The organism is Lysinibacillus sp. FW301-JW8 (genome assembly GCF_058788755.1).
In genome coordinates this window covers 1-25,161 of record NZ_JBYTBB010000042.1, presented here as the reverse complement: position 1 = coordinate 25,161, position 25,161 = coordinate 1, and the positions used below count along the sequence as shown (strand labels likewise).

At 36.3% G+C, this 25,161-nt stretch carries 24 protein-coding genes and 1 other annotated feature; of the genes, 14 read left to right on the top strand and 10 right to left on the bottom strand.

All coding sequences use genetic code 11. The annotated features are described in order from the left end of the window. Positions 1-342: 342 nt before the first annotated feature. Positions 343-2,007, bottom strand: a complete 1,665-nt coding sequence (locus AC3WOM_RS16755) for a M20/M25/M40 family metallo-hydrolase (protein WP_492447661.1) — start codon at positions 2,005-2,007, stop codon at positions 343-345. Between the two features lie 224 nt (positions 2,008-2,231). On the opposite strand from AC3WOM_RS16755, the gene AC3WOM_RS16750 reads away from it, so the two are divergent. Then, positions 2,232-2,960: an IclR family transcriptional regulator gene (locus tag AC3WOM_RS16750; RefSeq protein ID WP_492447660.1), complete on the top strand. Its 729-nt coding sequence runs from the start codon at positions 2,232-2,234 to the stop codon at positions 2,958-2,960. Positions 2,961-2,997: 37 nt separating this feature from the next. Here AC3WOM_RS16750 and AC3WOM_RS16745 read toward each other — a convergent pair whose 3' ends face one another. Further along, the gene (locus tag AC3WOM_RS16745; protein ID WP_427543203.1) at positions 2,998-4,236 is read right to left on the bottom strand and encodes an MFS transporter; all 1,239 of its coding nucleotides are present in this window, start codon (positions 4,234-4,236) and stop codon (positions 2,998-3,000) included. A gap of 114 nt (positions 4,237-4,350) precedes the next feature. Beyond that, positions 4,351-4,615: a binding site (T-box leader), on the bottom strand. Positions 4,616-5,263: 648 nt separating this feature from the next. On the opposite strand from AC3WOM_RS16745, the gene AC3WOM_RS16740 reads away from it, so the two are divergent. Next, on the top strand, positions 5,264-6,232 hold the full coding sequence (locus tag AC3WOM_RS16740) for a quinone oxidoreductase family protein (protein ID WP_492447659.1): 969 nt from the start codon (positions 5,264-5,266) through the stop codon (positions 6,230-6,232). Between the two features lie 45 nt (positions 6,233-6,277). Here AC3WOM_RS16740 and AC3WOM_RS16735 read toward each other — a convergent pair whose 3' ends face one another. The 3 genes from AC3WOM_RS16735 to pdxR all read right to left on the bottom strand — a co-directional run bounded on the left by AC3WOM_RS16735 (position 6,278) and on the right by pdxR (position 10,009). Then, positions 6,278-7,549, bottom strand: coding sequence for a hypothetical protein (locus tag AC3WOM_RS16735; protein ID WP_427543209.1), 1,272 nt, complete (start codon positions 7,547-7,549; stop codon positions 6,278-6,280). Between the two features lie 52 nt (positions 7,550-7,601). After that, complete coding sequence (locus AC3WOM_RS16730) at positions 7,602-8,411, bottom strand: EcsC family protein (RefSeq protein WP_427543212.1); 810 nt, start codon at positions 8,409-8,411, stop codon at positions 7,602-7,604. Positions 8,412-8,623: 212 nt separating this feature from the next. Beyond that, complete coding sequence (gene pdxR / locus AC3WOM_RS16725; protein WP_427543215.1) at positions 8,624-10,009, bottom strand: MocR-like pyridoxine biosynthesis transcription factor PdxR; 1,386 nt, start codon at positions 10,007-10,009, stop codon at positions 8,624-8,626. Positions 10,010-10,104: 95 nt separating this feature from the next. On the opposite strand from pdxR, the gene AC3WOM_RS16720 reads away from it, so the two are divergent. After that, positions 10,105-10,680, top strand: coding sequence for a GNAT family N-acetyltransferase (locus AC3WOM_RS16720; protein ID WP_427543218.1), 576 nt, complete (start codon positions 10,105-10,107; stop codon positions 10,678-10,680). Between the two features lie 121 nt (positions 10,681-10,801). Beyond that, on the top strand, positions 10,802-11,956 hold the full coding sequence (gene ldmS, locus AC3WOM_RS16715; protein ID WP_427543221.1) for an L-aspartate--L-methionine ligase LdmS: 1,155 nt from the start codon (positions 10,802-10,804) through the stop codon (positions 11,954-11,956). Between the two features lie 14 nt (positions 11,957-11,970). On the opposite strand, the gene AC3WOM_RS16710 is transcribed toward ldmS, so the two are convergent. From AC3WOM_RS16710 to AC3WOM_RS16695, 4 genes are all read right to left on the bottom strand, one after another. Then, the gene (locus tag AC3WOM_RS16710) at positions 11,971-12,678 is read right to left on the bottom strand and encodes an ABC transporter permease (protein ID WP_427543224.1); all 708 of its coding nucleotides are present in this window, start codon (positions 12,676-12,678) and stop codon (positions 11,971-11,973) included. After that, positions 12,675-13,523, bottom strand: coding sequence for an ABC transporter ATP-binding protein (locus tag AC3WOM_RS16705; protein WP_427543227.1), 849 nt, complete (start codon positions 13,521-13,523; stop codon positions 12,675-12,677). Before AC3WOM_RS16705 ends, AC3WOM_RS16710 begins: the two co-directional genes overlap by 4 nt. 146 nt (positions 13,524-13,669) lie before the next feature. Next, entirely contained in the window at positions 13,670-14,626 is a 957-nt protein-coding gene (locus AC3WOM_RS16700; protein ID WP_427543230.1) for a LytTR family transcriptional regulator DNA-binding domain-containing protein, read from the bottom strand. Then, positions 14,613-15,218, bottom strand: a complete 606-nt coding sequence (locus AC3WOM_RS16695; RefSeq protein ID WP_427543233.1) for a dienelactone hydrolase family protein — start codon at positions 15,216-15,218, stop codon at positions 14,613-14,615. Before AC3WOM_RS16695 ends, AC3WOM_RS16700 begins: the two co-directional genes overlap by 14 nt. Before the next feature lie 202 nt (positions 15,219-15,420). Between AC3WOM_RS16695 and AC3WOM_RS16690 the strand changes: the two genes are divergently transcribed. The 5 genes from AC3WOM_RS16690 to AC3WOM_RS16670 all read left to right on the top strand — a co-directional run bounded on the left by AC3WOM_RS16690 (position 15,421) and on the right by AC3WOM_RS16670 (position 19,719). After that, entirely contained in the window at positions 15,421-16,263 is an 843-nt protein-coding gene (locus AC3WOM_RS16690) for an alpha/beta fold hydrolase (RefSeq protein ID WP_427543235.1), read from the top strand. 206 nt (positions 16,264-16,469) lie between these two features. Beyond that, a complete protein-coding gene (locus AC3WOM_RS16685) occupies positions 16,470-17,186 on the top strand; it encodes a carboxymuconolactone decarboxylase family protein (RefSeq protein WP_427543238.1) in 717 nt (238 codons plus the stop codon). Positions 17,187-17,199: 13 nt separating this feature from the next. After that, entirely contained in the window at positions 17,200-17,886 is a 687-nt protein-coding gene (locus tag AC3WOM_RS16680; protein ID WP_427543241.1) for a CoA transferase subunit A, read from the top strand. Further along, positions 17,879-18,514, top strand: coding sequence for a 3-oxoacid CoA-transferase subunit B (locus AC3WOM_RS16675; RefSeq protein WP_492447658.1), 636 nt, complete (start codon positions 17,879-17,881; stop codon positions 18,512-18,514). Before AC3WOM_RS16680 ends, AC3WOM_RS16675 begins: the two co-directional genes overlap by 8 nt. Positions 18,515-18,525: 11 nt before the next feature. After that, positions 18,526-19,719, top strand: a complete 1,194-nt coding sequence (locus AC3WOM_RS16670) for a thiolase family protein (protein WP_427543247.1) — start codon at positions 18,526-18,528, stop codon at positions 19,717-19,719. 35 nt (positions 19,720-19,754) lie between these two features. Here the strand turns inward: AC3WOM_RS16670 and AC3WOM_RS16665 are convergent, their stop codons facing one another. Next, a complete protein-coding gene (locus AC3WOM_RS16665; RefSeq protein WP_427543250.1) occupies positions 19,755-20,081 on the bottom strand; it encodes a DUF3870 domain-containing protein in 327 nt (108 codons plus the stop codon). A gap of 110 nt (positions 20,082-20,191) precedes the next feature. Here AC3WOM_RS16665 and AC3WOM_RS16660 point away from each other — a divergent pair, with 110 nt between their 5' ends. The 5 genes from AC3WOM_RS16660 to AC3WOM_RS16640 all read left to right on the top strand — a co-directional run bounded on the left by AC3WOM_RS16660 (position 20,192) and on the right by AC3WOM_RS16640 (position 24,948). Then, entirely contained in the window at positions 20,192-21,523 is a 1,332-nt protein-coding gene (locus AC3WOM_RS16660; protein WP_427543253.1) for a short-chain fatty acid transporter, read from the top strand. Positions 21,524-21,642: 119 nt separating this feature from the next. Further along, positions 21,643-22,275 carry a carboxymuconolactone decarboxylase family protein gene (locus AC3WOM_RS16655; protein WP_492447657.1) on the top strand — a complete coding sequence of 211 codons (633 nt, stop codon included), beginning with the start codon at positions 21,643-21,645 and terminating at the stop codon, positions 22,273-22,275. 15 nt (positions 22,276-22,290) lie between these two features. After that, positions 22,291-23,154, top strand: coding sequence for a 3-hydroxyacyl-CoA dehydrogenase NAD-binding domain-containing protein (locus AC3WOM_RS16650; RefSeq protein WP_492447656.1), 864 nt, complete (start codon positions 22,291-22,293; stop codon positions 23,152-23,154). A gap of 48 nt (positions 23,155-23,202) precedes the next feature. Further along, positions 23,203-24,267: a zinc-dependent alcohol dehydrogenase gene (locus AC3WOM_RS16645; protein WP_427543262.1), complete on the top strand. Its 1,065-nt coding sequence runs from the start codon at positions 23,203-23,205 to the stop codon at positions 24,265-24,267. After that, entirely contained in the window at positions 24,268-24,948 is a 681-nt protein-coding gene (locus AC3WOM_RS16640) for a cyclase family protein (protein WP_427543265.1), read from the top strand. It abuts the gene before it with no gap. Positions 24,949-25,161: the final 213 nt, after the last annotated feature.

The window sequence follows — 25,161 nt, the reverse complement described above, 5'->3', positions numbered from 1 at the left end:
CGATCACTTTTTCGGATGACCCGAGCGGCTTTAGGGCATACCCGATCACTTTTTCGAGTCACCCGAGCGGCTTTAGGGAATACCCGATCACTTTTTCGAGTCACCCGAGCAGTTATAGTGAATACCCGATCACTTTTTCGAATCACCTGATCAATTTTAGGGCAATTTTGATCTATGGATGCTTCAGATGTGATTGTAGATTGATTGTAAAGGATAGGAAAGCGATAGTAGCGGATAGAAAAGGCAAAGCAATGGATAGGAAGGCCAAAGTGGCGGATAGAAAAGCTGAGGTGGGAAACTTATAGCACAAAAAACACCTCCTGTAATAGGAGGCGCATTGCATTAATCTCGATGAACTTTAAATAGCTCTCTTGTTGTTTTGCGGATTAACCCTGGCAGAATACCAAAGGAGTATGGTTTATAAACTCTTTCTGTCCATTTATGGCCGTCTTTCCCATATACACCCATCGTTACAGAGGGAATGTTTAAAGCTTTTATTTTCTCGAAAGGTAGGGGATAAAGCCTTTCCCATTCTGGAAAATTATGAAGCAACTCATTTAGCTCTTCTTGTGTAGCATGGATAGAGAGGAAGCTTCCATCTGCTAAATATGGAAAAAATCTTTTTACTTGAAATTGTTCACCGGTTTCGCTTGCTACCTCATCTACGGCCTTTGTCACTATTTGCTTTAAGAGTTGATCTCTTGCCATATCTTCCTTCAAGTAGTTATGAGGTAAAAAGGGAGGTGCAAAAAATAAAATGACACGCGGCCTGTGCTCCGGGTCTGCTTTTTGCAATGCATTCACGATTGCAAATGATTGATGGCGCGATTCCTGACCACTGCTCTTTTCTAAGGCTTCCCTCACAATTAAATTTGTATCTATACCCCTTTGATTTAAATACGAGATATATTCTTGGTAAGTTACAATCTCAATATGCCATGAAAGAAGATGCTTTGGAACATTAGAGAATTCAACGTATTTCTCGTATTGTTGCTGCAAGTATGTCTCTGCTTCTAAACAAGCCTGCTGTGCGACAGCCTTGAGTTTATCGACTACTTTATCAGGTGTTTCCTCATATAAAAAGTAATTAAAATAAATATGACTTGTAGAAGCGGTTTGAACAGTATAAGTTTCCTTTGTATCACGTTGATATAGGCAAGTAGGAGGGAGAATTGTTTCTCCTTTAATTTGCTCAGTCAATTCAAAATTATTGTGAATACGCTCCGTTATTTTAGCTGCAATAAAGTTCGGATCGAGGCCACTTAAAGTATCGCCTACATGAACTTCACGACCGTAAATATGGAAGGAGGGGAGAAGCTTTCCTGCTACACCTGTATATACATAACGATGTGGATCATTATTATATAAAGGTGTTGTAAAATCAGTATTTATTGCCATTAGAAAATCTAATCTATGTGCTATTTTTAAACGATTTAGTTCATCCAAGGCATCAATAATCCCATTATGCTCAGATTCCTCACCACCATTTAAAATCAGTAATAAGTTCCCTTGTAATTCTTCAAGATGATTGGAGAAATAATGAATGTTCGCAATATGCACCGCTGCACCACTCTTCATATCAACCGCACCTCGGCCGAATAGCCAATCACCACTTAATGCATCCTGTTGTACATCGACATTGCCCTCATAAGTTTTAAAAAATGCTTCTAACTGCTGCGGTGAAAAAGCATGTTCTTTTAAATTCCCATAGTCTTCTATATCAACTGTATCGAGATGCGAGTGGAAAATAATTGTTTTATGAGTTTCTTTTGGACTTTTAACAAATGCAAAAAGATTTTTACGACCAATCGGATCTTTTTTTACATTATTTGTCCAAAGAAAAGATGGATTTTCTTGATAGTAAGGGAAAGCTCGCATCATATCATAAATAAAATCAATAATTTTCCCTTCACCGGATGTTCCATTAATGCTATTAATATTTATTAGCTCCATCGTCAGCTTTTCGATTTGCATTTCCATTGGTAATTGCCCCTGTTGTCGATTCATGATTATTGCCCCTTTGTTCTACCATTGTAATTTTTTATCATAGTATCGCAAATCTAATATTCCACTATGTGAAATAGAATCCGTAATACGGAATATAGATTCATCATATAAAATATTTTTCAAATCGTCAATTTTCATTTTTAAAAATATTCGATCTTTTTTATAGATTAATATCTATTTAAATAGATAAAAATTCGTTAAAATAAGTGGAAGGAGGAATTGCAATGATTCAGTCGATTGAAAGAGCAATGGTAATAATAAATGTGCTAGCCAAGCATCCTAAACGTTTCTTTTCTGTACAAGAGATTTATAATGAAACAAATTTACCTAGTAGTACTATTTACAGGTTATTATATACATTGGAGAATTTTGATTTAGTCGAAAGAAACGAAGAAAAAAAGGAGTTTCGATTAGGCTATACGTGGCTACAGCTTGGAATGAAAATGTATCATGATACCAATATAAGGGAACAGGCGCACTCATTATTAGAAGAGCTTGCTATTAATGTTCGGGAAACAACCTATTTAAACATTCCAAAACACTTTACTTCGATTATCATTGATCGCGTAGATAGCCCTAAGAATGTTCGCATTATAGATATGATTGGCGAAAAAATCGCTTTTCCTATTGGAGCAGCAAATAAAGTACTTCTTGCATTTATGAAGAAGGAAATACAACATCAATTTTTTGAAACATTAGAAGTGCAAGTGAGAGAAGAGCTTATGGAGCAGCTTCTTAAGATTAAAGAAGAAGGATATTCGATAAGCTATGGGGAAAAAACAAAAGGAACCGTTTCAGTCGCAGCACCAGTGTTAAATTTAGATGGTGAGCCGATTGCAGCGATTAGTGCAGAGTGTTTTGAATATGATACAGATAATGAATCGTTAGAAAGTATTGCGAAACAAGTAACAAAAACGGCACATCAGCTTTCGCATAAATTAGGGCATTCATAAATAGGTCTTTCCAGCTTAGGGAAAGACCTATTTTTGTTTATACAGTTTTATCAATATAAAATCTAGTCTTTGAAGGTAAAATATTGACTAGTAAAAGTATGCTGGCTATAAACAGCATGAGTAGAGCGGCAGATACTACAACAATGCGAATTGAGAAGAATTCTGCAGTAATACCGAATAGTGCTGTAGCTATAATGATGAAAAGAGCTTCGATGAAGCCGTAAATACTCCCGATTCTCCCCATGCTATCAATTGGAATATTATTTTGATAAAAAGTATAAAAGCCAGTATTCGCAAAGGCCGTTGCGAAGGACAAAATAAAACAACCAAAGGAGGCTATAAGAAAAGTATGAGAGGATGTGAAAGCTAAATAACCAACTGCGGTAATAAGTGATCCCATACCAATCAACCAAGCAGTAGGTACTTTTTCAACGATAGCTGTATTCATTATTGAGCCGGCTAAAACTCCAGCACCTGCAATACTTACTAAAATTCCATATTGCCCTTCGGATAACGAAAGTACTTGCTTAGCAAAGGCAGCCTCTAATGAATCCGTTGCTGTCATCATGACAATCATTGCACTGAATAATAAATAGATTGTCATAATATAGCGATGCTGAAGGCTAAATTTGATGACCAAATGCCAATCATTAAATAATAATTTAAAAGAAGATTCATTTTCAATTTTTCTAGCAAGCTGTTTATTGGTATCAACATTCGGCATTCTAATAGTAATACAGGCTGATAAAAATAAAGCTATTGCATTAACATAAATAGCCATATTCGATGATCCGAGTGTAAATAGTAAGCCTGCGATAGCTGGGCCCGTTAAAAATGCCCCTGAATCAAGCAGGCTTCGAAGGGAGTTAAAACGTTTCCTTTGTGCCATGGGTATCAGCTTAGTAATATAAGTCATAGCAGTCGGATGATACATAGAACTCGCTATTGTAATCACAAAGACGAGGAAATATATCCAGATAACAGTAGTAAAGAAGGGCAGCATAACAATAAATATAGATTGAAAAATATTAAGGAAGATCATGAGATATTTTTTATTCATACGATCAATTAAGCTTCCAGCCCAGATGTTTGTAAAGAGTGTGGACAAAGCTCTAATAATATATAAACCAGATACAGCAATTGCTGAATCTGTGAGGTTTAAGACAATGAGATTTAAAGCAATAAAATAAATCCAATTGCCGACGCTAGAAACGCCAATACTACATAATAATATAACTGGATAGCGCCACGATTTTAAATTAGTGTTTATTTTCATAAAAATTCCCCCTAAAAGTTTTTCGCCCGCTCAATCAAGATAAAGTGTCCAAATCTGAACGCAATTACCTAACTGATAAGTAACTAAAAAAATCTCACCCCCAAGACGATTTGTCTTAGGGACGAGATTGTGGAATTTATATTCACGTGGTGCCACCCTAGTTCACTATTATGTCACCATAATAGCCTTTTCAGTACGGCATAACGATTTATGCTTATACTGTTCCTCTGTAACGGGAGCTCCCGTCGCACCATCATCCATGCAGAAATCCAATGCGCTACTCCGAGACTTGTTTCAATAATTCGCTCTTACTCGTTTTCAGCACCCCGAGCTCTCTGGGAAGAACAGCCTTATTTACTCTTCTCTTCATTGTATTTTGCATATTGTAGCATAAATTTATAATTCTGGTAAAGCACAAGTTTTCTGTAGGTATTTCTTAAGCTCTGCTAATATTCCATGGCATGTAATTATGGATTCTACTGTGTCACTTGTTATTTCAAGAGAATGATTCGCATTTTCTATAATAGAAAGATGATGGGGAGAAAGTTGCTCGATTCAAATACCTTAAATGATTTTTTAATGATGAATCCCTTTTAAAGAATGTATATAAATGTTTATGTATGATGTTTTTTATATGTTGTCTTTTAGTTTTAGTTGAACAAATCTCGGTATTTTTATTTAATATGATTGCACAAATCCCATTTTGGATATTCATTTTTTATGATGAATAGAAGTTGAGAAATTTGTTTGAAAAAATGAATTTAATGATTTTGGCAGTAGGTTCAATTCCACTGTTTGTAATTAAGCCTGCATGCCAAAAGCATCATTCACTTGATTGGGTTGAAGGTTATAAATAGGGTGATAGATTGGCACTATCAATTGTTCATTATATAGGATATTATTTGCAATATATTGTTGATATAGTTGCTTTAAGTTAATGATTAGAGAATCTGTTATATGAGGGAATGCAAATAACTCTCAAATTATTCCCTTTTATAATGTTACCATAACAAGGAGGCGAACATTTATGAAGGCTGTGATTATGAATGAGTTTGGTTCTGCTAATGTTTTGCAATATGTAGAATGTCCAATACCCGTTATAAGTTCCGGAGAGGTATTAATACGTACAACCTATACAAGTGTAAATTTTGCTGATATTAAAAACAGAACAGGGAATAAGGGCAAAGCAAATTTCCCAATGATTTTAGGCTTAGATGTAGCAGGGGTTGTTGAAAAGGTTTTTGATGAGAATAGTACGTTTAAAAAAGGAGATCTTGTTATTGCATTTCCGAAAAATGGAGCCTACGCGGAATATGTAGTAGCAAAGGAGCAGCTTGTATTTCGTATCCCTAATGGTGTGCCAGTGGAGAAAGCGGCTGCAGCCCCAACAGTTTTATTTTTATCCTATATGCTGACTCATCAAATTGCACCCATTCAAAAAAATGATGATGTATTAATTCATGCTGCTTCTGGTGGAGTAGGGACAATGCTTATTCAAATGGCCAAAAGCCTTGGAGCAAGAAAGATTATTGGAACGGTTAGCAATATAGAGAAAGCAAGTATTGTTTATGAGCTTGGTGCACATCAGGTGATAACCTATGAGAATTTTAGTGCGCAAGTCAATGACTATACAGATGGACATGGTGTAAATATCATTTTTGATTCCATTGCGGGTAATATAACGGAAGAAAGCTTAAACTGTTTAGCTCCATATGGTACCCTTGTGCAATTTGGGAATAGCGGTGGTAAAGCGGGGCAAATCATGACCTCAGATTTACATAGTAGCTGCCGTAATATCAAGGGCTTTAGTCTAGGAACAACTCGAAATCTAAAGCCAGAGTTATTACAGCAGGTTGCCCAGAATATTTTTACTATATTAAAGAATGAGAGCTTTCAAGTACCAGTTGCTAAAGTTTTCTCATTAGAGGATATGCAAAAAGCGCACAAGTTAATGGAAAGTCGTCAGCATCAGGGAAAAATTTTAATAAAAATATAAAACAATCACCCTCTGTAAGATGAATATACAGGGGGTTGATTGTTATTATTTTCCGTCAGTAACGGTCAAGATGCCACGTTGAAGCATACCAGCAAATCCAGCCATAGCTCTATGTGCTGCTGCCTCACCTACGCGAGCATACGCGACAATTACGGATGAGCCGTCATTTTCTTCATTTGCTAAAAACACAGTTTCACCAGTTGTTCTAACAGCCTTGTCCAAAGCTAATAGAAAAACTGGATCGCCATTCCAAGCGAGGGTATATAAATAACCTGTAGAGCTATCAAGATGACCTGAGCGTAATTGATCGATCTCTGTTCTAGTATAACCTTGCTCCACAACTGCAAGAATGGTATCCTCTTTTATTTGCTCCCCTGAAAAATCTGCCGGCTCACTTATTTCATAAGCCTTCATGTCAGGCTGAGAATCAAAAGTATTTCTATAAAAATTATTTATTTTCTGCGAGTCATTGATTAAGCGACAATTGGGCATGACTCCTGTAGAGCCAGTATAGGTAATCCCATGAGCTAGCCATGCTAAGCCCATACCAACATATGCATTATATCCTGATGAAGGGAAAAACTTACGACCTGAATTTATAGTTACTAAGCCACCTATAGCTACAGAGGCCATTGTTTCGGAGGAGTCTAAGGTTGACCATCTGTCCATCACATATGTTCCGTATTTATATAAAACGTCATATTTTGAATAATCGGTTGCGGAAGCATGGCTTGACATAATATCTAAATATAATCCTAGACCCCCAACATGCAAAATAGGACCATTGACAGCGAAATTAGCAAATTTTTGATTTCTCCAGCAATCAACAGTATCCTCTAAAGCATTGAAACTTGGATTTGCTGTGCTATCCATCCAAGAGGCGATTTGATTGGCCAAAGATTCTGTTGCGAGCAGTAGACGGTTTTGATCAATTGTATCCAAATCATTGTAAACTCGCTCGTAAGCGATCACTAAGCCTGCTAACGCAATACCGCCAGATGGCGAGCCTCCTAAAGTAGCATTGGTGAATAAAAGCGATTGGCCGGAGTTATTCTGTAATCCTTCCATAGCAGTTAAGGTAGCTAAAATTGCTATTTTCACCTGTTCCTTTATGGGAGGAGAAGGGACTTTATCATATAAGCTTGCTAAAAATTGTAATTGATTGCCTAAACGCTGAAAGCGAAGATTAACTTCTTGACCATTGCTTCCAGATCGAATGGCGGCTACTTGTGAATAATTTTCATTATAGGAACAGCCTTCAGGGAAATGCTCATTAAAAAATCGGATAGCTTCATCTAATGTCAATTTTGTGGTCATGATTTCACTCCTTATTTCACTCCTTGATCGTATTTTGAAGGAAAAAGAACTTTCATATATCATTCAACGTATTAAGTTTTTCAACGATTCTTCGTTTACGATAGAGCATGATTCCTGTTTCAGATACATCTTGCATCATCCCCTTATTAGCATAGGCACCGAAAATCATTCCAGCAATAGGAATCATCTGAAAAAGCTTTTTCCAGCCTAGCTGATCTCGATACGTAAAGAATACTTCCTGCCAGCCCTGAAGCTGTGAAACCATGTTTTCCGATGCATGATTAGTATCATGCATAGAAGTAAGCTCCTTTAAAATAGCCTCCTTGCCCACGATATCAGCGGAAGTAAATTGAAGACATTTAACAATAAAAATACGCTCCATTTTATCATTTGGATCATAGCCATGAATAATGGCGATTTCTTGTAAGGTTTTTAAAGCCATTCCTAAAATAAATGGGATATCAATGGCTAATGTAAAGATACCACCAAAGCCAGTAGAAGCACCTTGCACAGTTGCTAATTTCACACGTTCTTCCTGTAGTTTGTCACTAAGAGCAATCATATCCTCTAAAGGCATTTGTCCAATATCGGAAATATCAAAAATATGCTGAAACGAAGAAGTGCTACGAACTTTTTGCATCATGGTCTGTTCATTAATTAAATATTTACCGCCAGATTGAACATAGCTTCCTAACTCATCAACAAGTAAAGCTATCTTATTTTGAAGAAAAGAAGGAGTCATCTTGTCTAAAATTTTAAATGGAATACGTCCTAATTTCTCCCAAAACCATAAATCCTTTTGATCCTTTTCCCAAGCTTGAATTTCTTGCAGATGTTTTTCTAATTGCTCTCGATTCTCCATTATGACGATTCCCCTTTAATAGCATTATCCTGCGTAAAACGGACAGTAAAACTCTCACTTCAAAAATTAAGAGATACACTGTCAGTGATAGCTCGATTTGTTTAACTGCCATTCAGTAGGGATGAGGGAAATTCTTACTGAATGAAGTCTTCTTTATTTACAATACGAGGAAATTTGGTAAAAGGTTTCGATAGTTTAGTGAAATTTTAAAATTAACTAAAATCTATTGATACAGAAGTTTGCCAGACAGAAGCTAGCAAAACAATACCTTCAGTGATCTGATTAAGTGTTAACCCACCATAGCCTATAATGACCATTGCATCTTGAGAAACCTGTTGATAAGAGGCAGAGCATGGATAGACAGCAATACCTACTTGCATGGCTAGCTGTATGGCATTTTGCTCAGTAAGCCATGATGGTAATTTGACAACAATATGAAGCCCTGATTTTTCACCAATTACCTTAAATTCCTCTGAAAAATGCGCATGTATAGCTTCAAGTAAAACCTGTTGCTTTTTACGATAAATTGTACGCATTTTAGCTAAATGCTTATCGAATAATCCCTGTGCAATAAACTCGGCTAAAGCAAGCTGGTCAATTTTTGACACAACTGATTTTTGATTTTGATGAAAAAGCATATAATCATCCACTAATGAATGAGGTAAAATCATATAACTTATACGCAGTGATGGAATAAGTGTTTTAGAAAACGTGCCAAAATAAATAACACGCTGAAGCTGATCCATTTTCGCTAAAGAGGGGATAGGAAGTCCCTTAAAGCGAAATTCCGAATCATAATCATCCTCAATAATAAAGGCCCCATTAGATGTAGCCCATTGCAAAATAGCAGCGCGGCGCTCAATAGGCATAACCATTCCAAGTGGGAACTGATGTGCAGGTGTTGTGTATATCAAATGTAAAGATTCGTTGGGGATTGTAATACCTGATTTATCAACAGGAATAGCATGGGCGAACAATCCACATTGCTGTACTGTTGAACATACCCGTTTAAAGCCAGGGTCTTCAATGCCTACATGTGCGTTCAAGCCAAAGAAATGGCATAATGCCTGAAGCTGATTTTGTGTACCACTATAAACAAACACCTGCGATGCCTCACATTGTACGCCTCTTGAACGTGCCACATAACGTGCAATCTCTTCACGCAATGTCCATTCACCTTGCCAGGGACTAATTATTAAATTTTCCATATTCAAGTGTTTTTTCAACAACTTATACCAGCTAGTAAAAGGGAAAGCACCTTTATCCACATGTCCGTTGTGAAAGTCATAGTTAATCGTATGTGAGGTAGCTGTTGATGCTGAGAAGGAGTGTTCCTGTAAATGCTGGTCCCATTCAAATTCAAAGGGAGCAATAAAATAGCCTAAGCGCTCCTTACTATAAATATATCCTTCAGCTAGTAATTGCTCATAGGCCTCCTGTGCCGTATGTATACTAACATTCAATGTTTTAGCAAGAGCTCGCTTGGAAGGAAGTTTATCCTGCGCACAAAGCTTTTTGTTGATGATAGCTATTTTGATTTCTTCATAGATTTGAATATATTTTGCTGTATCTTTAGTAAATGAAATGGAAAGCTCCATCATGCACCTCGTCTGGTATGGTGTATTTTTTGATATTTGGTTCTATCTATCATATCAAAATTGCCGTTTAATAGTTAAAAAAGGAGTGAAGCCACATGAATTTTATTGTATTAGAAAATGAAGTAGTCTTACTAAGACCACTGGAAAAAGGGGATGTACAGGGTATTTTAGAGGCTGCTAGTTTTCCGGAAATATGGCTACACATGTCTACAGTTATTGAAAATATAGAGGATGTGAATGGCTTTGTGGATAGTGCCTTAGCGACTAAAAATGAGAAAACAGAATTTCCATTTGTCATTGTAGATAAGGTATCTGGACAGATTATCGGTTCAACTAGATTTATGGATATAGATGATAAACATAAACGGCTCGAAATAGGTACGACATGGCTGATTCCAGCTTATTGGAGGACTGCTATTAATACAAGCTGTAAATATTTGTTATTGCAATATTGTTTTGAAATCTTAAGATTGCAACGTGTGCAAATTAAAACAGACCATGAAAATTACCGTTCTCAAAAGGCAATTGAGCGCATTGGAGCAATAAAAGAGGGGGTTTTACGTAATCATATGATTCGTAAAGATGGTACGATTCGTCATACAGTTATGTACAGTATAACAAAGGAGGATTGGCCAGAGGTTAAAATGAAATTACAGCAATTATTAGATTAATCTCCTATTAATTAGGTAAAATATAGTATTTAATTACGCTATATATCTATCTTTATCTAAAAAAGTGTTGAAAATAAAATGGAAGGGTAGAATACCTAAAACTTGAAAGAGGGTAATCTACTTGAAACCAAAATTGACACTAAGGCAAATTTACGGTAATCATGCTGTGTATACACCAAGAACGCCGTACAGTGATAATCCCTGGATGATGGATGATCCACATAAACTAGACGCCTTAACATCTAGGGAAGTGGCAATAGCAGATATACCTGTGTTAGTACATCGTGCCACGCAAACAGTAAAAGCACAAGAGCTTCATGAATTAGCAGGGATACCATGGGTGGAACAGCCTTATAGTTATGATACGCAAGAGGAATATATTGCACAGATTCAAGCTTGGTGTGAAGAGGGGAAAACTATTGTCTGCCAATATATTCATGATACAGAGCATATGAATCGGGATTGCTATTGGATGGACGCGGAGAAATTTAATGAGCTAAATACAAAAGCATATATTGATCATTTAATTGATAGCAAATTTGTTCCTAGTCGCTTAAATGTGGAAACATATAGACTTTCAGATGCTATTAAAAATTGGCAGCCACCTGTCGTTTTGAAGCCGGGTGATGATTCCCCTACATCAGGAGGATATGGGGTCATTATTTGCCAGAATAAAAATGAGCTCACAGATGGGTTGCGACAGTTTCGTATGACTGATACAGAGAGCGTTATTATTGAGGAGCTATTACAGACAAAGGATAACTATAGCTGTCAGTTTGTTTATTCTGATGAACTAGGTATTCAGTTTTTAGGAGCTTCTCAGCAAATAACAGATGATAATGGTATCTATGAAGGAAATATTATCATTGATAAAGTACCGAAAAAGGTTATTGAGGCGGGACGACATATTATGGAAAGAGGAGTAGCGGAAGGCTTTGTAGGAGTGGCAGGATTTGATTTAATTGTTACCGAGGCTGGAGACGTTCAGGCAATAGATTTAAATTTCCGGCAGAACGGCTCAACCTCTATGCTAATGTTTCATGATGCACTAGGTAAGCCCATAAATAAATTTACCTCCTATGTAGCACAAAATCCACGACAAAATGAACCCTTTTATCAAACGATAAAAAAATTCATAGCACAAGGAGTCCTTTTCCCATTATCCTTCTATGATGGTGACTATTTTTCTGAGCCTGTTGAATCGAGATTTGTGGGAATCTGGTATGCTGATACTTTAGAGAAAATTGAAATATATGAACAAGGATTATTATATTAGAAAAAGAATGGTCATTAGTCGACCATTCTTTTTTTATAGATAAATGCTGTGATAATCCAAGCGAAAATTGACCAAACAATGATTGTAACAATCGGGATAATCACATCTGTTGTTGAATAGCTTCCCTCTAAAGCCTCTGCTAATAGTACCAACTGGGAGCTTGGTAACCACTCCATAAATTTCAAAGCTGGGTAAATTGTTGATAATGGTGAAGCATAAGAGCCTAATGGGAAAATTAGAATAACAGGTAGGATGATTATAGATCCTTCCATAATAGACTTCGCAAATAATCCACACAATGTTCCAAGTGCAATATAGAACACAGATGAAAGCATTAAAGCAATAGCTATGATGAATATGTTGGCAGGATTATAGCCCACAAGAAAAATAGTGATTCCCACTACTATCATTGTAACAATAAAGACAAACAAGCTTTTACCAATTAAAATATCTCCAAGTGAAGCAGGGGAAAGCATTAAATTACGAAGTGTATTTTTTTCTTTCTCCTCAGCAATTAAACAGCATTGTACATAGGCAGTCACCATAGAAAAGCCTATATTAATTGGTAGAAAATACTCGCTGATAGAAGAGATTCCAGTTTTGTTATAAAAAAATGCTAAAACAAATGGTACAAATATCATAAGAGATACTGCATAGTTCCGTGAAAACTCCTTATAATCCTTCATAAAAATAGCCTGAATACGTGTCATTGAAATGTTCATACTAAATCACTCCCTGTTATTTGCATAAAAATATCACCCAGTGTAGGTTCGTTTGTATAAATACGAGAAACTTCGTTAGATTGCATCCATTCATACAATTTTGATGCATCTTCTGAGCCATTTTGAATAACGGCAACCTCACCATTTTTTAATTCGACTGTGATGGATTCATCGCCAAATTTCTTTTTCAATTCTTTTGGTGAGCCCATTGCCCGAATTTTTCCTTTGTGTAAAAAGGCTACACGATCACAAAGTATTTCTGCTTCACTCATATCATGAGTTGTTAAAAAGATGGTAGTTCCCATTTCATTTAATTTACGTAAACCATTATAAATATGCTGTGTATTAACAGGGTCGAGTGCGGAAGTTGGTTCATCTAAAAATAATAAATCGGGTTTATGCATGATTGCTCGTGCAAGTGTTACTCGTTGAATCATGCCTTTAGAAAGCTGACTAACCTTCTTTTTACGCTCAGTATATAAGTTAACAAAATCCAAAGCCTCTTTTACAGCTGTTTTAGATAATTGGTATAAATCACTATATAGAAATAAGTTTTCCTCGATTGATAATCTAGTATACAAACCGCTATTATCTGTTAAAATGCCAAAGCGTTTACGATTTTGGCTTTTTTTCATTTCATTTGCTGGACGACCAAATAATAATACATCACCATCTGTTTTGTCTGTTTGTGCAGTTAGTATTTTAATAGTAGTTGTTTTTCCAGAACCACTCGGTCCCAAGAAACCAAAGATTTCTCCTTTTTGAATCTTAAAGGAAACATCCTGTAAAGCTGTTTCCTTATGAAATATCTTTTTTAAATGTTGAACTTCAATCACTGTGTTCATGTGTTAACCTCCTGTGTGTTGTTGATGTCTACACTATAAATGACAATCAAGAACACAACAGTAAATTAAAGGTGAAAGGCGGAAAAATGATCTTTAATGGAGAGATATTTCATCTGACAGGAGTCGTTTATTTCCTGGGAAATCTCCTAAATTCCGAGTATTTCCTTTAAATCTGCTAGCTTATTTTTCGACAGTGGTACTATTGTTTTTTCAGTGCTGTTAAGGGAAAGACTGTAGCTATTACGAGTCCATGTGATGATTTCACGTACCTTTTGTAAATTGACAATATATGAGCGATGACTTCTAAAGAAGCCAAATGGTGTCAATTTTTGCTCAAGCTCATTTAAAGATAATGTACATGGATAAGCTTCACCTGCAACATATACAGAAACAGATCCTTCAACACTTTCAATGTAATCAATTTCTGGAGGATTAAATAAAATGATTTTGTCATTCCTTTTTGTTGGGATTTTATCAAGTCGAATTGGAGCATTTTCAATTGAAGGAATAATCATTTCTGATTCATCATCTTTTACATCTAATGCATGTAAGCCATTTGTATCTAATCTATATATTTCTGTACTCGAAATAATTAAATTTTCCATGTTATTTGATAGCAAAATAATTTTTTTCTTCTGTTTTTGAAGAGCATCCAATAATTGCTGAACATTTTGCTTTGAAAATTCATCAAGATTTTGAAATGGCTCTTCTAACACTTGTATTGGTGCTGGATGTAGATAGGTATGAATGAGCTTTAAGCGCTGCTTTTCACCATTTGAAAGCTTGTCAATTCTTCTATCTTTTTGCTCCACTAAAGCAAATAATCCTAATAAATCTTCCGTTTTTTCAGAATGAGCATTAAAAAGCTTTATGCAAAATCGGATGTATTCTCGAACTGTTAGTCGCTCATACAAGGCACTTTCACGAAAATGTGTAAAAGCTTCATGGTGTTTCACAAACCAATTCATTAAAGTATGTATTTTAGAAACATCCGTATAAATACCTATAATACTATCTGATTGCAAGGATAGCCTTAAACTTGGATAAATAACATTGCCCCCTTCAATATAAGGGTCAATAATTATTTCCTCATTTTGCTTCATTTTGTTGTCCCCCTTGATCTTGCTGGTTTTCTATAAATTTGATGATATCGAAATGTGCTTGCAAATAGCTTTCATAACAATAGTTCGGATTATAACAGTCCATAAAACCATGTAGACCAATAAATTGTTTTGTTTCAACTGTTGGTAATTGATTAAGCGTTTCCTTTATTTCATGAACATTAAAGCTACTCTCAGTACTAGGGAAAATAACAAATGTTGGACATGCTGGTATGACATCAAGGTATTGACGAATACGTGATCCATACACGCAAATTACCCTATGTAATGGGAGAGAGGATAGCCTCCAAGCTAATGTTGCACCCACACTATATCCTATTAACACGACCTCATCATATTTCTTCTTCGCTTCTAGCAATCTGTGAGTAAGTAGTTTAAGAGGCGCATCAAACCCAACATTATTGTTGAAATATAAATATGCCTCTTGTTCTTGTTTGTAGGTAAATGTTTTATTTTCTGGATATAAAGATATGCATTCAACCTTAGTGTTAGTATTTTCATATGCTGTAGCTTGCATTTTTATAAAATCATTAATGCCATATATTTCATGTAGAATAAATACTTTTCTCTTCATTTTGACCTCAATTTGACTTTTTATAATAGTGTACCAAAAAGAAAATATAGTGTATATTTTTAGAAAATTTTAGGATTGTATTTATTATTGTAGAAAAATTATTCAGGAGTAAAAATGCAATTTGCAAAATCTAAATAAAGAAAAAATTTTTTGACTTTTTTTATTTTGGGTGGTAAAACTAGCTTTATCTTTTACAAGGAGGATGAGTGGAGTGAAATATCAATCAATCAATGTGAATGGTAGCGAGTTACATTTCGCTGATTACCCAGGAGAGAAAGGTACAATTATCGCGGTACATGGTCTCACAGGTAATCACATGCAAATGCATTATTACGCGGAGTTGCTAAAGGGTGAATATCGTTTTATATCTGTAGATTTAAAGGGGCGTGGCAAAAGTGCTTCAGCCGCGGTAAATACAGGAATCGAATTACATACACAGGATATTTTAGCTTTAATAAATGCATTGAACATTGAACAACCAATTCTAATGGGTTATTCAATGGGAGCATTTATCATGGCGAATGTTGCTAGTAAACGTAACGATGTCAAAGGGGTAGTTTTACTTGATGGGGCAGCAACCTGCACGGATCATCAGCGTAAAATTGTTGAACCTTCACTTGGTCGTATTAGCAAGCAATATGAAAATGCCGATGCATATATTCAAGAAATTAAAGAAATCTATGGTCGACTTGGAGTTGAGTGGACTGATCATTTGGAAAATGTAGGTCGCTATGAGATTGCAGAAAAAGATGGACATTGGGAAAATAAATCTGATGAAGAGAAAATACGTCAAGATTTCCAAAGTTTTTATGCCTATAAACCAGAGGAAGTTTTCAAAAATATAGCGTGCCCAGTTCTTTTAATTCATTCTACAGGGGAAATTGGCGCTATGCCTGCGTTATTTTTAGCAGAATCCTATGCTGAAACATTGATAAATGCTAAAAATATTTGGAAATACACATCTAGCAGCAATCATTACACATTAGTCTTTGAAGAAAGAAAAGATGTAAATCCAGTAATTCAATGTTTTTTAGAGAATTTATAAAAAAACTATTGCAGATTTTTAAATTTTGTGTAAATAATTAAATAACTAAAATAAATGCCTATCGAGCAGCCATAGAAAAATAACCTTTTTCTATTTTCCCTGCTTGACTGTTGGCTACACTTTTTCTAAATGTACGGGTAAGTCCGTGCTTTAGGCGAAGTGTGGCCTTTTTTTATTCAACTTTAATGGAAAAGGGGAGTTACTAAATGACAACAGGCTTAGCGTATTTCAAAAAGGTTTATGGTGTTGTACCTGGCTGGGTACAAAAAATGCACGATTATAATCCTGCAATGCTTGATCATTATACTGCGCTTCGAGGTGCAGCGATGGCACCAGGGGCTCTTTCAGTGAAAGAGAAGGATATTCTGTTAGTTGGTATAAATGCCGCAAGATATTATGCGCGTAGCATGGTGTATCACACAAAGGGGGCAGTAGATGGTGGCGCTACATTAGATGAGCTAATTGAGTATTTACTTGTAGCCTTTAACTTTGGCGGAGAAAGAGCATTACAACTAGGCTTGCAATCCTTTGAATATGCCCTAGAGCTAACAAATACGGATGCAGATAAGCTTCCACATGAAGCATCAACCATTGATATTGTACGTTACTACAGTACATTCGCCTCAACAGAGAAAAGTGAAGCATATTTTGAAAAATTACTGTCTTATTTGACAGCAAATGATGAAAACGCTTTAAAGCAAGAACTTCTTAACGGTAATGTGGTATCAACACAAATGAAACACATCTTAATGACAGGGATATACACAACTATTTTAAAAAATAAAGAAACAGATGATTGGGCTAAAAAATCGAGGGATGTAGGTGTAGTGGAAGCTGAATTAGCAGAGCTAGGCTATATTTGCCTACTGACAGCGGGCATACCTTCTTGGTTTGAACTAAGTGATGCCCTTATTCAAAAATAACGGAGTGAGTACAATGAAAATTTATGATTCTGTAGAGCAAGCATTAACATGCGTGAAGAGTGGGCAAACAATTATGGTTGGTGGATTTGGTTTAGTGGGAGGTCCCCTAACTTTAATTGATGCTCTTGTGGAACTAGATGTAAACAATTTAACTATTATTAGCAATAATCTGGGGGAAAAAGGAAAGGGTCTTGGTAAATTATTAGAGCAAAAGAAGGTAAGAAAGGCTATTGGCTCTTATTTTACTGGGAATCGAGATGTCGGTGAGGCATTCCAACGAGGTGAAATTGAAATTGATTTACTCCCTCAGGGTACTTTAGCTGAATCAATCCGAGCTGGTGGTGCAGGGATTGGTGGTTACTATACCAAAACTTCCGTAGGAACTGACTTAGCAAAGGGCAAGGAAACAAAAATGATCGACGGTGAGGAGTATGTGTTTGAAAGAGCACTGAAGGCAGATGTAGCTATTATTCGTGCTCATAAGGCAGATAAGTTAGGAAACTTAATATACTACAAAACTGCACGAAACTTTAACCCTTTAATGGCGACGGCAGCTAGCACTGTAATTGTTGAAGTAGATGAATTAGTAGAGCCTGGTGAATTAAATAGCGATGAAATTATAACTCCGCATTTATTTATAGATCGCATTATTTTAGCGAAAAAGGTTTTAACGAGGGAGGGTGTAGTAGAAAATGATTAATCCAATTCAAGAGCAAATAGCACAAAGAGCGGCAAAGGAAGTGCAGGATGGACAAATTATCAATCTAGGGATTGGCATTCCTACATTAGTGGCTAAATACGTTGACAATAACAATGTCTTCTTCCATACAGAAAATGGAATGCTTGGCGTAGTTGGTGTGGATGAGAAGGATATTGATCCCAATATCGTAAATGCAGGAAAAATGCCAGTTGGGGAGGCAATTGGTTCTTCCTTTTTCGATAGTGCAGAATCATTTGGCATGATTCGTGGAGGCCATGTTGATGTCGCAATATTAGGAGTGCTTCAGGTAGATGAACAGGCACGAATCGCAAACTGGGCAGTTCCAGGGAAAAATATTATTGGTGTTGGTGGTGCAATGGATTTATTAATAGGAGCTAAAAAGGTCATTGTCACGATGTCTCATACTTCAAAGGATGGGAAAAGTAAAATTTTAAAGAATTGTACATTCCCAATCACATCCACAAGAAGCGTAGATACGATTATTACTGAGCTAGCTGTCTTTAAATATATTAAAGGGCAATTACATTTAGTTGAATTAATGCCAGGAGTTACATTAGAACAAGTACAGAAAAGTACAGAAGCAAGTTTTGTGAATGCTTTGATATAGGGGGAGGAAACATGAGAGAAGTTGTTATTATAGATGGCGTTCGTACAGCTATTGGTAAACTGGGTGGTTCATTAGTCAATGAAACAGCAGATCATCTTGCTGAAAAAGTAATTCGTGGTCTACTAGAACGAACAAAATTAGATTCAGCCATTATTGATGAGGTAATTTTGGGACAAGCCAAGCAAAGTGCTGATCAATCGAATGTGGCACGTGTGGCTTCATTAAGAGCAGATTTACCAATTACTGTATCAGGGTATACAGTACATCGTCAATGTGGATCTGGGTTACAGTCCATTAATAATGCTGCCCAACAGATTGCTCTTGGCTACAGCGACATCATTATTGCTGGAGGGACAGAATCAATGAGTACGGCGCCATATTATTTGCGTAATGCTCGCTATGGATATGGTGTAGGAAATGCTTCGATTTTAGATCCGAATACAGAAAGTCAGCCAGGGTCACAGCCCTTTGAGGTATATGGTATTACAACAATGGGTGAAACAGCAGAGAATTTAGCTGAGAAATATGCTATTACCCGTAAGGAACAAGATGCCTTTGCTCATCGAAGTCAGGAGCGAGCAGCTTATGCTCAGAAAGAAGGGTATTTTACAGAACAAATTGTTCCGTATGAAGTGAAAAAACGAAAATTAGTGGAGATTTTTAACGTTGACGAACATCCCTTTTTAACAAGTGAAGAGAAGTTAAATACACTAAAGCCTGTTTTCCGTAAAGAGGGGTCTGTGACTGCTGGAAATAGTAGTGGGCGTAATGACGGTGCATCTGCATTGCTATTAATGTCCAAAGAGAAAGCATTAGAGCTAGGATATCGACCAAAGGTAAAAATCCTTGCCCAGGCTGCTGCGGGTGTAGACCCAGCAATCATGGGAATTGGTCCAGTCCCATCAACAATCAAAGCTTTAAAGCAGGCGAACTTAACCATTCAGGATATTGATGTAATTGAATTAAATGAAGCATTTGCCGCCCAATCAATCGCAGTAATCACGGAACTTGGATTAGATATCAATCGTGTTAATCCCAATGGTGGTGCTATTGCAATGGGACACCCAATCGGTGCAACAGGTGCCATTCTAATGACAAAGCTTATTCATGAGCTAGAACGAACAGGTAAGCGATATGGGCTAGTCACTTTATGTATAGCTGGGGGACTTGGCATAACAACAGTCGTTGAAAATTGTCAGCTATAAATAAACACCGAGTATTTTGACTCGGTGCTAGATATTTAGTGATCCTTTTGAATTTTTTCTAGGTATCGTTTTTGTGCAGATTTTAGTGCCACTACAACAGAGCCGCTTGAAGGAGCATAATAGTGTTCATCTACACGAGCAATTAACTCGTCAATATTGGCTGTAAGATCAAAGCCAATTAACATACGTTTAAAGAAATCTTGGGCAAGTCCGGTGATAAATGTAAATTCTGCATCAATAATTTGATGAGTTTCTTTATCAATTTCTAACACAATGCCAGCATGTTTGTACATTTCATACATGGATGTGCCTTGGGGAGCTTTTGCATAAGCAGTCACTAAAATACTAGTTAGTTTTTGCAAGGAAATGACCTCCAAAATGGATAGATTGTGATTATAGTTTATCATCTTTTATCGTTTAAGAGCCACTTCCCAAAAATTACTTAGTCATACACAACAAGGGGGAGAATAGTATGGAAAAGTTAACGAATTTTTTCACAAACATCATGAAGAAATATTTGCCAGATCCTTTTGTATTTGCAATTGGGTTAACATTGGTAACATTTGTTTTAGCATTAGTTATTGAAGATATTAGCTTTGTAGATTTAACGACTGCCTGGGGTGGCGGATTTTGGGATTTACTAGCATTCACAACACAAATGGCCGTTATTCTAGCAATGGGTTATGTGCTAGCTACAGCCCCCATCACTGATAAATTTTTAAATAAAATTGCCAGTATGGTTCATACACCTAAGACTGCAATTATAGTAGCAACACTCGTAGGTGGTATCGGTAGTTATTTAAACTGGGGTTTTGGTTTAGTCATTGGTGGGATTATTGCGAAAAAATTAGCATTACAAGTTAAGGGAGTTCACTATCCATTAATTATTGCTGCAGCATACTCTGGCTTTACTTTTTATGGATTAGGTTTATCAGCCTCTATTCCAATACTCATTTCAACACCAGGTCATTTTTTAGAGGATTCAATGGGCCTAGTTACACTTTCTGAGACAATTTTCAGTGTACCGATTATTTTAACTACAATTGTTCTTTTAATTACATTACCTTTATTTAATGCGATGCTACACCCTAAAGATCCAAGTAATGTGATTGAAATTGATCCTGCATTGTATGCGGATCAGCCTAAGGCAAAGTTAAATCTATTAGAAGAGAATACGCTAGCTAATAAATTAAATAATAGCCGTATTTTAGCATATGCAATAGGTATTCTTGGACTCATTTACATTGTTATTTATTTTACAAATGGCAGTTCGCTAAATTTAAATATATTAAACTTCATTATTTTATTCGTAGGAATTATTTTACTAGGGACACCTGCACAATATGCGGAGCATTTAGCAGATGGTATTAAAACGATTTCAGGGATTGTACTTCAATTCCCATTCTACGCAGGTATCATGGCTATTATGGCTGCTTCTGGTTTGGTAGATACGATTGCCAAGGTATTTGTGGATTTATCAAATGAACAAACATTACCGTTTTGGGGCTTAATTAGTTCCTTCTTTATAAATTTCTTTGCACCATCTGCGGGCGGGCACTGGGCGGTTCAAGGACCATTCATGATTGATGCAGCAAAAGAATTAGGAACATCATTAGCAGAGACCTCCATGTCTGTCATGCTAGGGAATGCATGGAACGATCTAGTACAGCCATTCTGGATATTACCAGCACTAGCACTTTCTCGTTTAAAGCTAAAAGATATTATGGGCTTCCTTGTAATGATTATGTTCTTTGTTGGACTCATCTATATTATTGCAACTTTAGCTTGGTCATACTTATTCTAGTAGACAGAGAGCCTTTATCTTCATTCAGCAAATGTTTTTTGTATCGAAAGCATAGCGGCAGATACAATTATGCTAAGGCGAAATTGATTTGAAGGCTCTTCAAACAAGGAGGAGTACGAATGTCTATCATGTATCAAGCCCTTTTAGTAGATGGGGCTTTAACAAAAAAGGATAAAGCACTAATAATGGTCGGGTTATTTGCAGCTAGACGTGAAGAAAAAGAAATGATGTATTGTGTAGAGCTAGCAGTTGAAGCTGGCAATAGCGTTGTTGAAATTTCGGAGCTTATTGCATCAGCTATTATTTCAAGAGGTATTCCAACTTGGTTGTCTGGTATAGAGGCGATTGCATATGCAATTAGTCTTTCAGATGAAAGTAAAATCCATCTAGTAAGTAAAGATGATGTGGCTACATTTTCTTCACAACAGGAATGTATAAACTACTATCAATCAGAGTTTGAGGTTGTGCCGAATTGGATTCAATATTTAATTGAATATGCACCAGATATATTGTTGAAGTATAGCAATCTTCGTACGATTTCTCTACGTGATGGGGCAGTATCACGTTTGTTAAAGGAATTATTATTATATGCCATTAATGTCTGTGATGCATATGACAAGGGGATTTCTATCCATAAATCAAATGCCTTAGTACTTGGGGCAAATGCTGTTATGTTTGATGAGATCAAAGCTTTGTGTATTTATGCAGTTGGTTTAAAAGCCATTTGGAATGATACTGATAGAAAGGCTTAAAAAGGGGATTTAACCATGAAACGAGTTCTAATCATCGGTGGGGGCTTTATGGGCTCTGCATTAGCAAAATATTTAGAGCAAAATAATGTAAGCGTATTCCTATATGAGCCAGATGTAGAAAGATTGCAACAGTTAAAGGAACAGCCTGAATTGCAAAACATTACTTTACTGCATCAACTTGAAAAAATAGATGGTTTAAATTATGTCATAGAAGCCATTATAGAAAATTTACAGGTCAAACAAACCTTATTCGAACAATTAGATTCATTCTTTTCAAATGATATAACGTTTTGTACCAATACATCGAGTTACCTTATTAGTGATGTTGCTGAAAAAATGGTGCATAAAGAGCGTTTGATAGGAACACATTTCTTTTCACCGGCTCATATTACGCCTTTAGTAGAGGTCATTCCTAGCCCTTATACAGCAATGGAAATAGCAAATGATATAATGCTGTTTTTACAAGGTACTAAGAAAAAACCTGTACTACTAAAACGAGAAATTGAAGGCTTTGTAGCGAATCGTTTACAAAGTGCACTTGCACGAGAGGCAATGTCATTAGTTGAGAGGGGAATCGTTTCTGCGGAGGAGTTAGATTTTATCGCTAAAATGAGCTTAGGTGTTCGCCTAGCAGATACGGGACCACTCGAGCAACGAGATATTAACGGACTAGATACACATTATGCAATTGCCAATTATGTTTATCCAACGTTGGAGAACGGGACAGAACCTCTGATAATCCATCAAGACAAAATCAATGCTAGACAATTAGGTATGAAAACAGAGCAGGGTTTTTATAATTGGTCATCCATTGATAAACAACAATACTTAGCAAAAAAGGAAAAGACATTGAGGGATATTATTAAGATAATTCAGTAGTAGCCGCTGTGACGATGTTAAAAGTTGAATAGGAGTTGACCTGAAAGTATGGAATACCAAGCATTAGTAAAATGTACATCAAAGAAAAAGGATGTTCAATTTAAAACATATAAAGTTCCTGAATTAAAACACAATGAGTGTTTACTAAAGGTAAATGCAGTTGGAGTATGCGGTAGTGATCTTCATATGTACGATGGCCATGGTGGATATGACTGGGTCAGTTATCCATTAGTACTAGGACATGAAGTCACAGGTGTGATTATGAAAATAGGTGATGATGTTAATCCATCTCTCTTAAATAGACGAGTAGTTGTTAATCCTTATAAGAGCTGTGGTGTTTGTGATTTTTGTAAGAGCGGTGACACGAATTGTTGCGATTTTAATGACTATAAATTTGTAAAAACACCTTCTGAGGCATTGCGTTATGGATTCCGTGAAGATGGCGGTATGGCAGAATATATGGTAGTAGATAGCAATAACATTATTGTTATAGATGATGCAGTATCCGATCAGGTGGCAGCAATCTCAGAAGCATTAGCGGTAAGTTATACCGCAGTGCTAAAGATTCCAGAGTTTGAGAAGAAATCAATACTGGTAGTTGGACCAGGACCGATAGGATTAGGTGTAGCAGCTATATTAGTTGGTTCAGGAAATAAAGCAGTTCATATGCTAGGCGTACTAGCGGATCAAAGCCGTCTACAATTAGCGAAACATATAGGGGTGCAAAAAACGTTTACCTCTTCAAATGATTTAATTCATGATATGTTTTCTGGTTATGATGCGATTATTGATTGTTCGGGTCATCCAACTATCCCGACTGAGGCAATTCGTGTACTCAAGCGAGGTGGACAACTTGTACTAGTAGGTATTAATTCAGTTGAGTTTTCTGTGCCGATGGATCAAATTGTACGTGGTGAGATTATGATTAAAGGAAGCTATGGCATTACACAGGAGAATTACGAAGCTATATTGCAGATGGCAGCAAATCCAAACTTCCCTTTTCAACAACTGGTCACTTGTACAGTGCCATTTAAAGACAGCATACAGGGCTTTGAAAGTGCGTTAAATAAAGTAAGCGGCAAAGTCGTTATTGATTTTAAGGAGGAAAAATAGATGAAAATTGTTGATTTAACTTTAGAAATTTATGACGGCTTAGTTTCATACACATCCCACCCTCCAATTGCTATTCAAGAGGAATCTACATTTGAAAACTCTGGTCATCGTTATATTGAACCATGTGAGGGTTTCGAATCACGCTTTTTACGTATGTCAGACCATAGTGGAACACATATTGATGCACCGATACACTTTATTAGAAACGGTGAGTCGACCGCTGAAATGGACTTAACTAAGACATTCGGCGAAGCTGTCTTATTAGATGTATCATCTATTAAAAAACCATATGAGCCAGTAACGGCAGAATTGTTAAAACATGCAGAAAAAACACAGGGGATTGCTGTAAATCCCGGTGATATTGTCATTGTGCGTACACGAACGGAAAAATGGGGAGAGGGAGACTTTTTTGCAGAGCATGCATTCGCAACCTGTGCAGGTGATTGGTTGCTGGAGAGGCAAGTGAAATGTATTGGTCTAGATTTAGCCAATATTGATGTACATGACAATATGAAACGTGAGGTACATTTAAAGCTGTTAAGTGCACCTATATATATAGTAGAAAACCTAGTAAATCTTGAACAACTACCTTTGCATGAACATTTTACTTTTATGGCGTTACCACTTAAATTAAAAAATGCAACAGCCTCACCAGTAAGAGCTGTTGCATTTCTTAAATAACTAGCATTTTAAAGTCTAGTGAAATAAGAACAATTTCAAAAGATAAATAAAAAGTTCAAAATGAGGCTGGGACAAAACCCTTCTCTAAACTAAAAAGCCGGTGAAATTTTACAATCAGTAAAATTTCACCGGTTTTAAATTTTTTTCATAAAAAAAATAAGGACCACTTCTGATAAAATTAAGTCACCACAACAAAATTATACAGAAAGAAGG

What these genes read in the sequence shown, in the direction of transcription:
- AC3WOM_RS16675 (WP_492447658.1), top strand. Translation starts at nt 17,879, where the DNA reads ATGATTAATCCAATTCAAGAGCAAATAGCACAAAGAGCGGCAAAGGAA.
- AC3WOM_RS16710 (WP_427543224.1), bottom strand. Translation starts at nt 12,678, where the DNA reads ATGAACATTTCAATGACACGTATTCAGGCTATTTTTATGAAGGATTAT.
- AC3WOM_RS16670 (WP_427543247.1), top strand. Translation starts at nt 18,526, where the DNA reads ATGAGAGAAGTTGTTATTATAGATGGCGTTCGTACAGCTATTGGTAAA.
- AC3WOM_RS16655 (WP_492447657.1), top strand. Translation starts at nt 21,643, where the DNA reads ATGTCTATCATGTATCAAGCCCTTTTAGTAGATGGGGCTTTAACAAAA.
- AC3WOM_RS16660 (WP_427543253.1), top strand. Translation starts at nt 20,192, where the DNA reads ATGGAAAAGTTAACGAATTTTTTCACAAACATCATGAAGAAATATTTG.
- AC3WOM_RS16645 (WP_427543262.1), top strand. Translation starts at nt 23,203, where the DNA reads ATGGAATACCAAGCATTAGTAAAATGTACATCAAAGAAAAAGGATGTT.
- AC3WOM_RS16755 (WP_492447661.1), bottom strand. Translation starts at nt 2,007, where the DNA reads ATGAATCGACAACAGGGGCAATTACCAATGGAAATGCAAATCGAAAAG.
- AC3WOM_RS16650 (WP_492447656.1), top strand. Translation starts at nt 22,291, where the DNA reads ATGAAACGAGTTCTAATCATCGGTGGGGGCTTTATGGGCTCTGCATTA.
- AC3WOM_RS16720 (WP_427543218.1), top strand. Translation starts at nt 10,105, where the DNA reads ATGAATTTTATTGTATTAGAAAATGAAGTAGTCTTACTAAGACCACTG.
- AC3WOM_RS16730 (WP_427543212.1), bottom strand. Translation starts at nt 8,411, where the DNA reads ATGGAGAATCGAGAGCAATTAGAAAAACATCTGCAAGAAATTCAAGCT.
- AC3WOM_RS16640 (WP_427543265.1), top strand. Translation starts at nt 24,268, where the DNA reads ATGAAAATTGTTGATTTAACTTTAGAAATTTATGACGGCTTAGTTTCA.
- AC3WOM_RS16740 (WP_492447659.1), top strand. Translation starts at nt 5,264, where the DNA reads ATGAAGGCTGTGATTATGAATGAGTTTGGTTCTGCTAATGTTTTGCAA.
- AC3WOM_RS16690 (WP_427543235.1), top strand. Translation starts at nt 15,421, where the DNA reads ATGAGTGGAGTGAAATATCAATCAATCAATGTGAATGGTAGCGAGTTA.
- AC3WOM_RS16750 (WP_492447660.1), top strand. Translation starts at nt 2,232, where the DNA reads ATGATTCAGTCGATTGAAAGAGCAATGGTAATAATAAATGTGCTAGCC.
- AC3WOM_RS16735 (WP_427543209.1), bottom strand. Translation starts at nt 7,549, where the DNA reads ATGACCACAAAATTGACATTAGATGAAGCTATCCGATTTTTTAATGAG.
- AC3WOM_RS16695 (WP_427543233.1), bottom strand. Translation starts at nt 15,218, where the DNA reads ATGAAGAGAAAAGTATTTATTCTACATGAAATATATGGCATTAATGAT.
- AC3WOM_RS16745 (WP_427543203.1), bottom strand. Translation starts at nt 4,236, where the DNA reads ATGAAAATAAACACTAATTTAAAATCGTGGCGCTATCCAGTTATATTA.
- pdxR (WP_427543215.1), bottom strand. Translation starts at nt 10,009, where the DNA reads ATGGAGCTTTCCATTTCATTTACTAAAGATACAGCAAAATATATTCAA.
- AC3WOM_RS16700 (WP_427543230.1), bottom strand. Translation starts at nt 14,626, where the DNA reads ATGAAGCAAAATGAGGAAATAATTATTGACCCTTATATTGAAGGGGGC.
- AC3WOM_RS16685 (WP_427543238.1), top strand. Translation starts at nt 16,470, where the DNA reads ATGACAACAGGCTTAGCGTATTTCAAAAAGGTTTATGGTGTTGTACCT.
- AC3WOM_RS16705 (WP_427543227.1), bottom strand. Translation starts at nt 13,523, where the DNA reads ATGAACACAGTGATTGAAGTTCAACATTTAAAAAAGATATTTCATAAG.
- AC3WOM_RS16680 (WP_427543241.1), top strand. Translation starts at nt 17,200, where the DNA reads ATGAAAATTTATGATTCTGTAGAGCAAGCATTAACATGCGTGAAGAGT.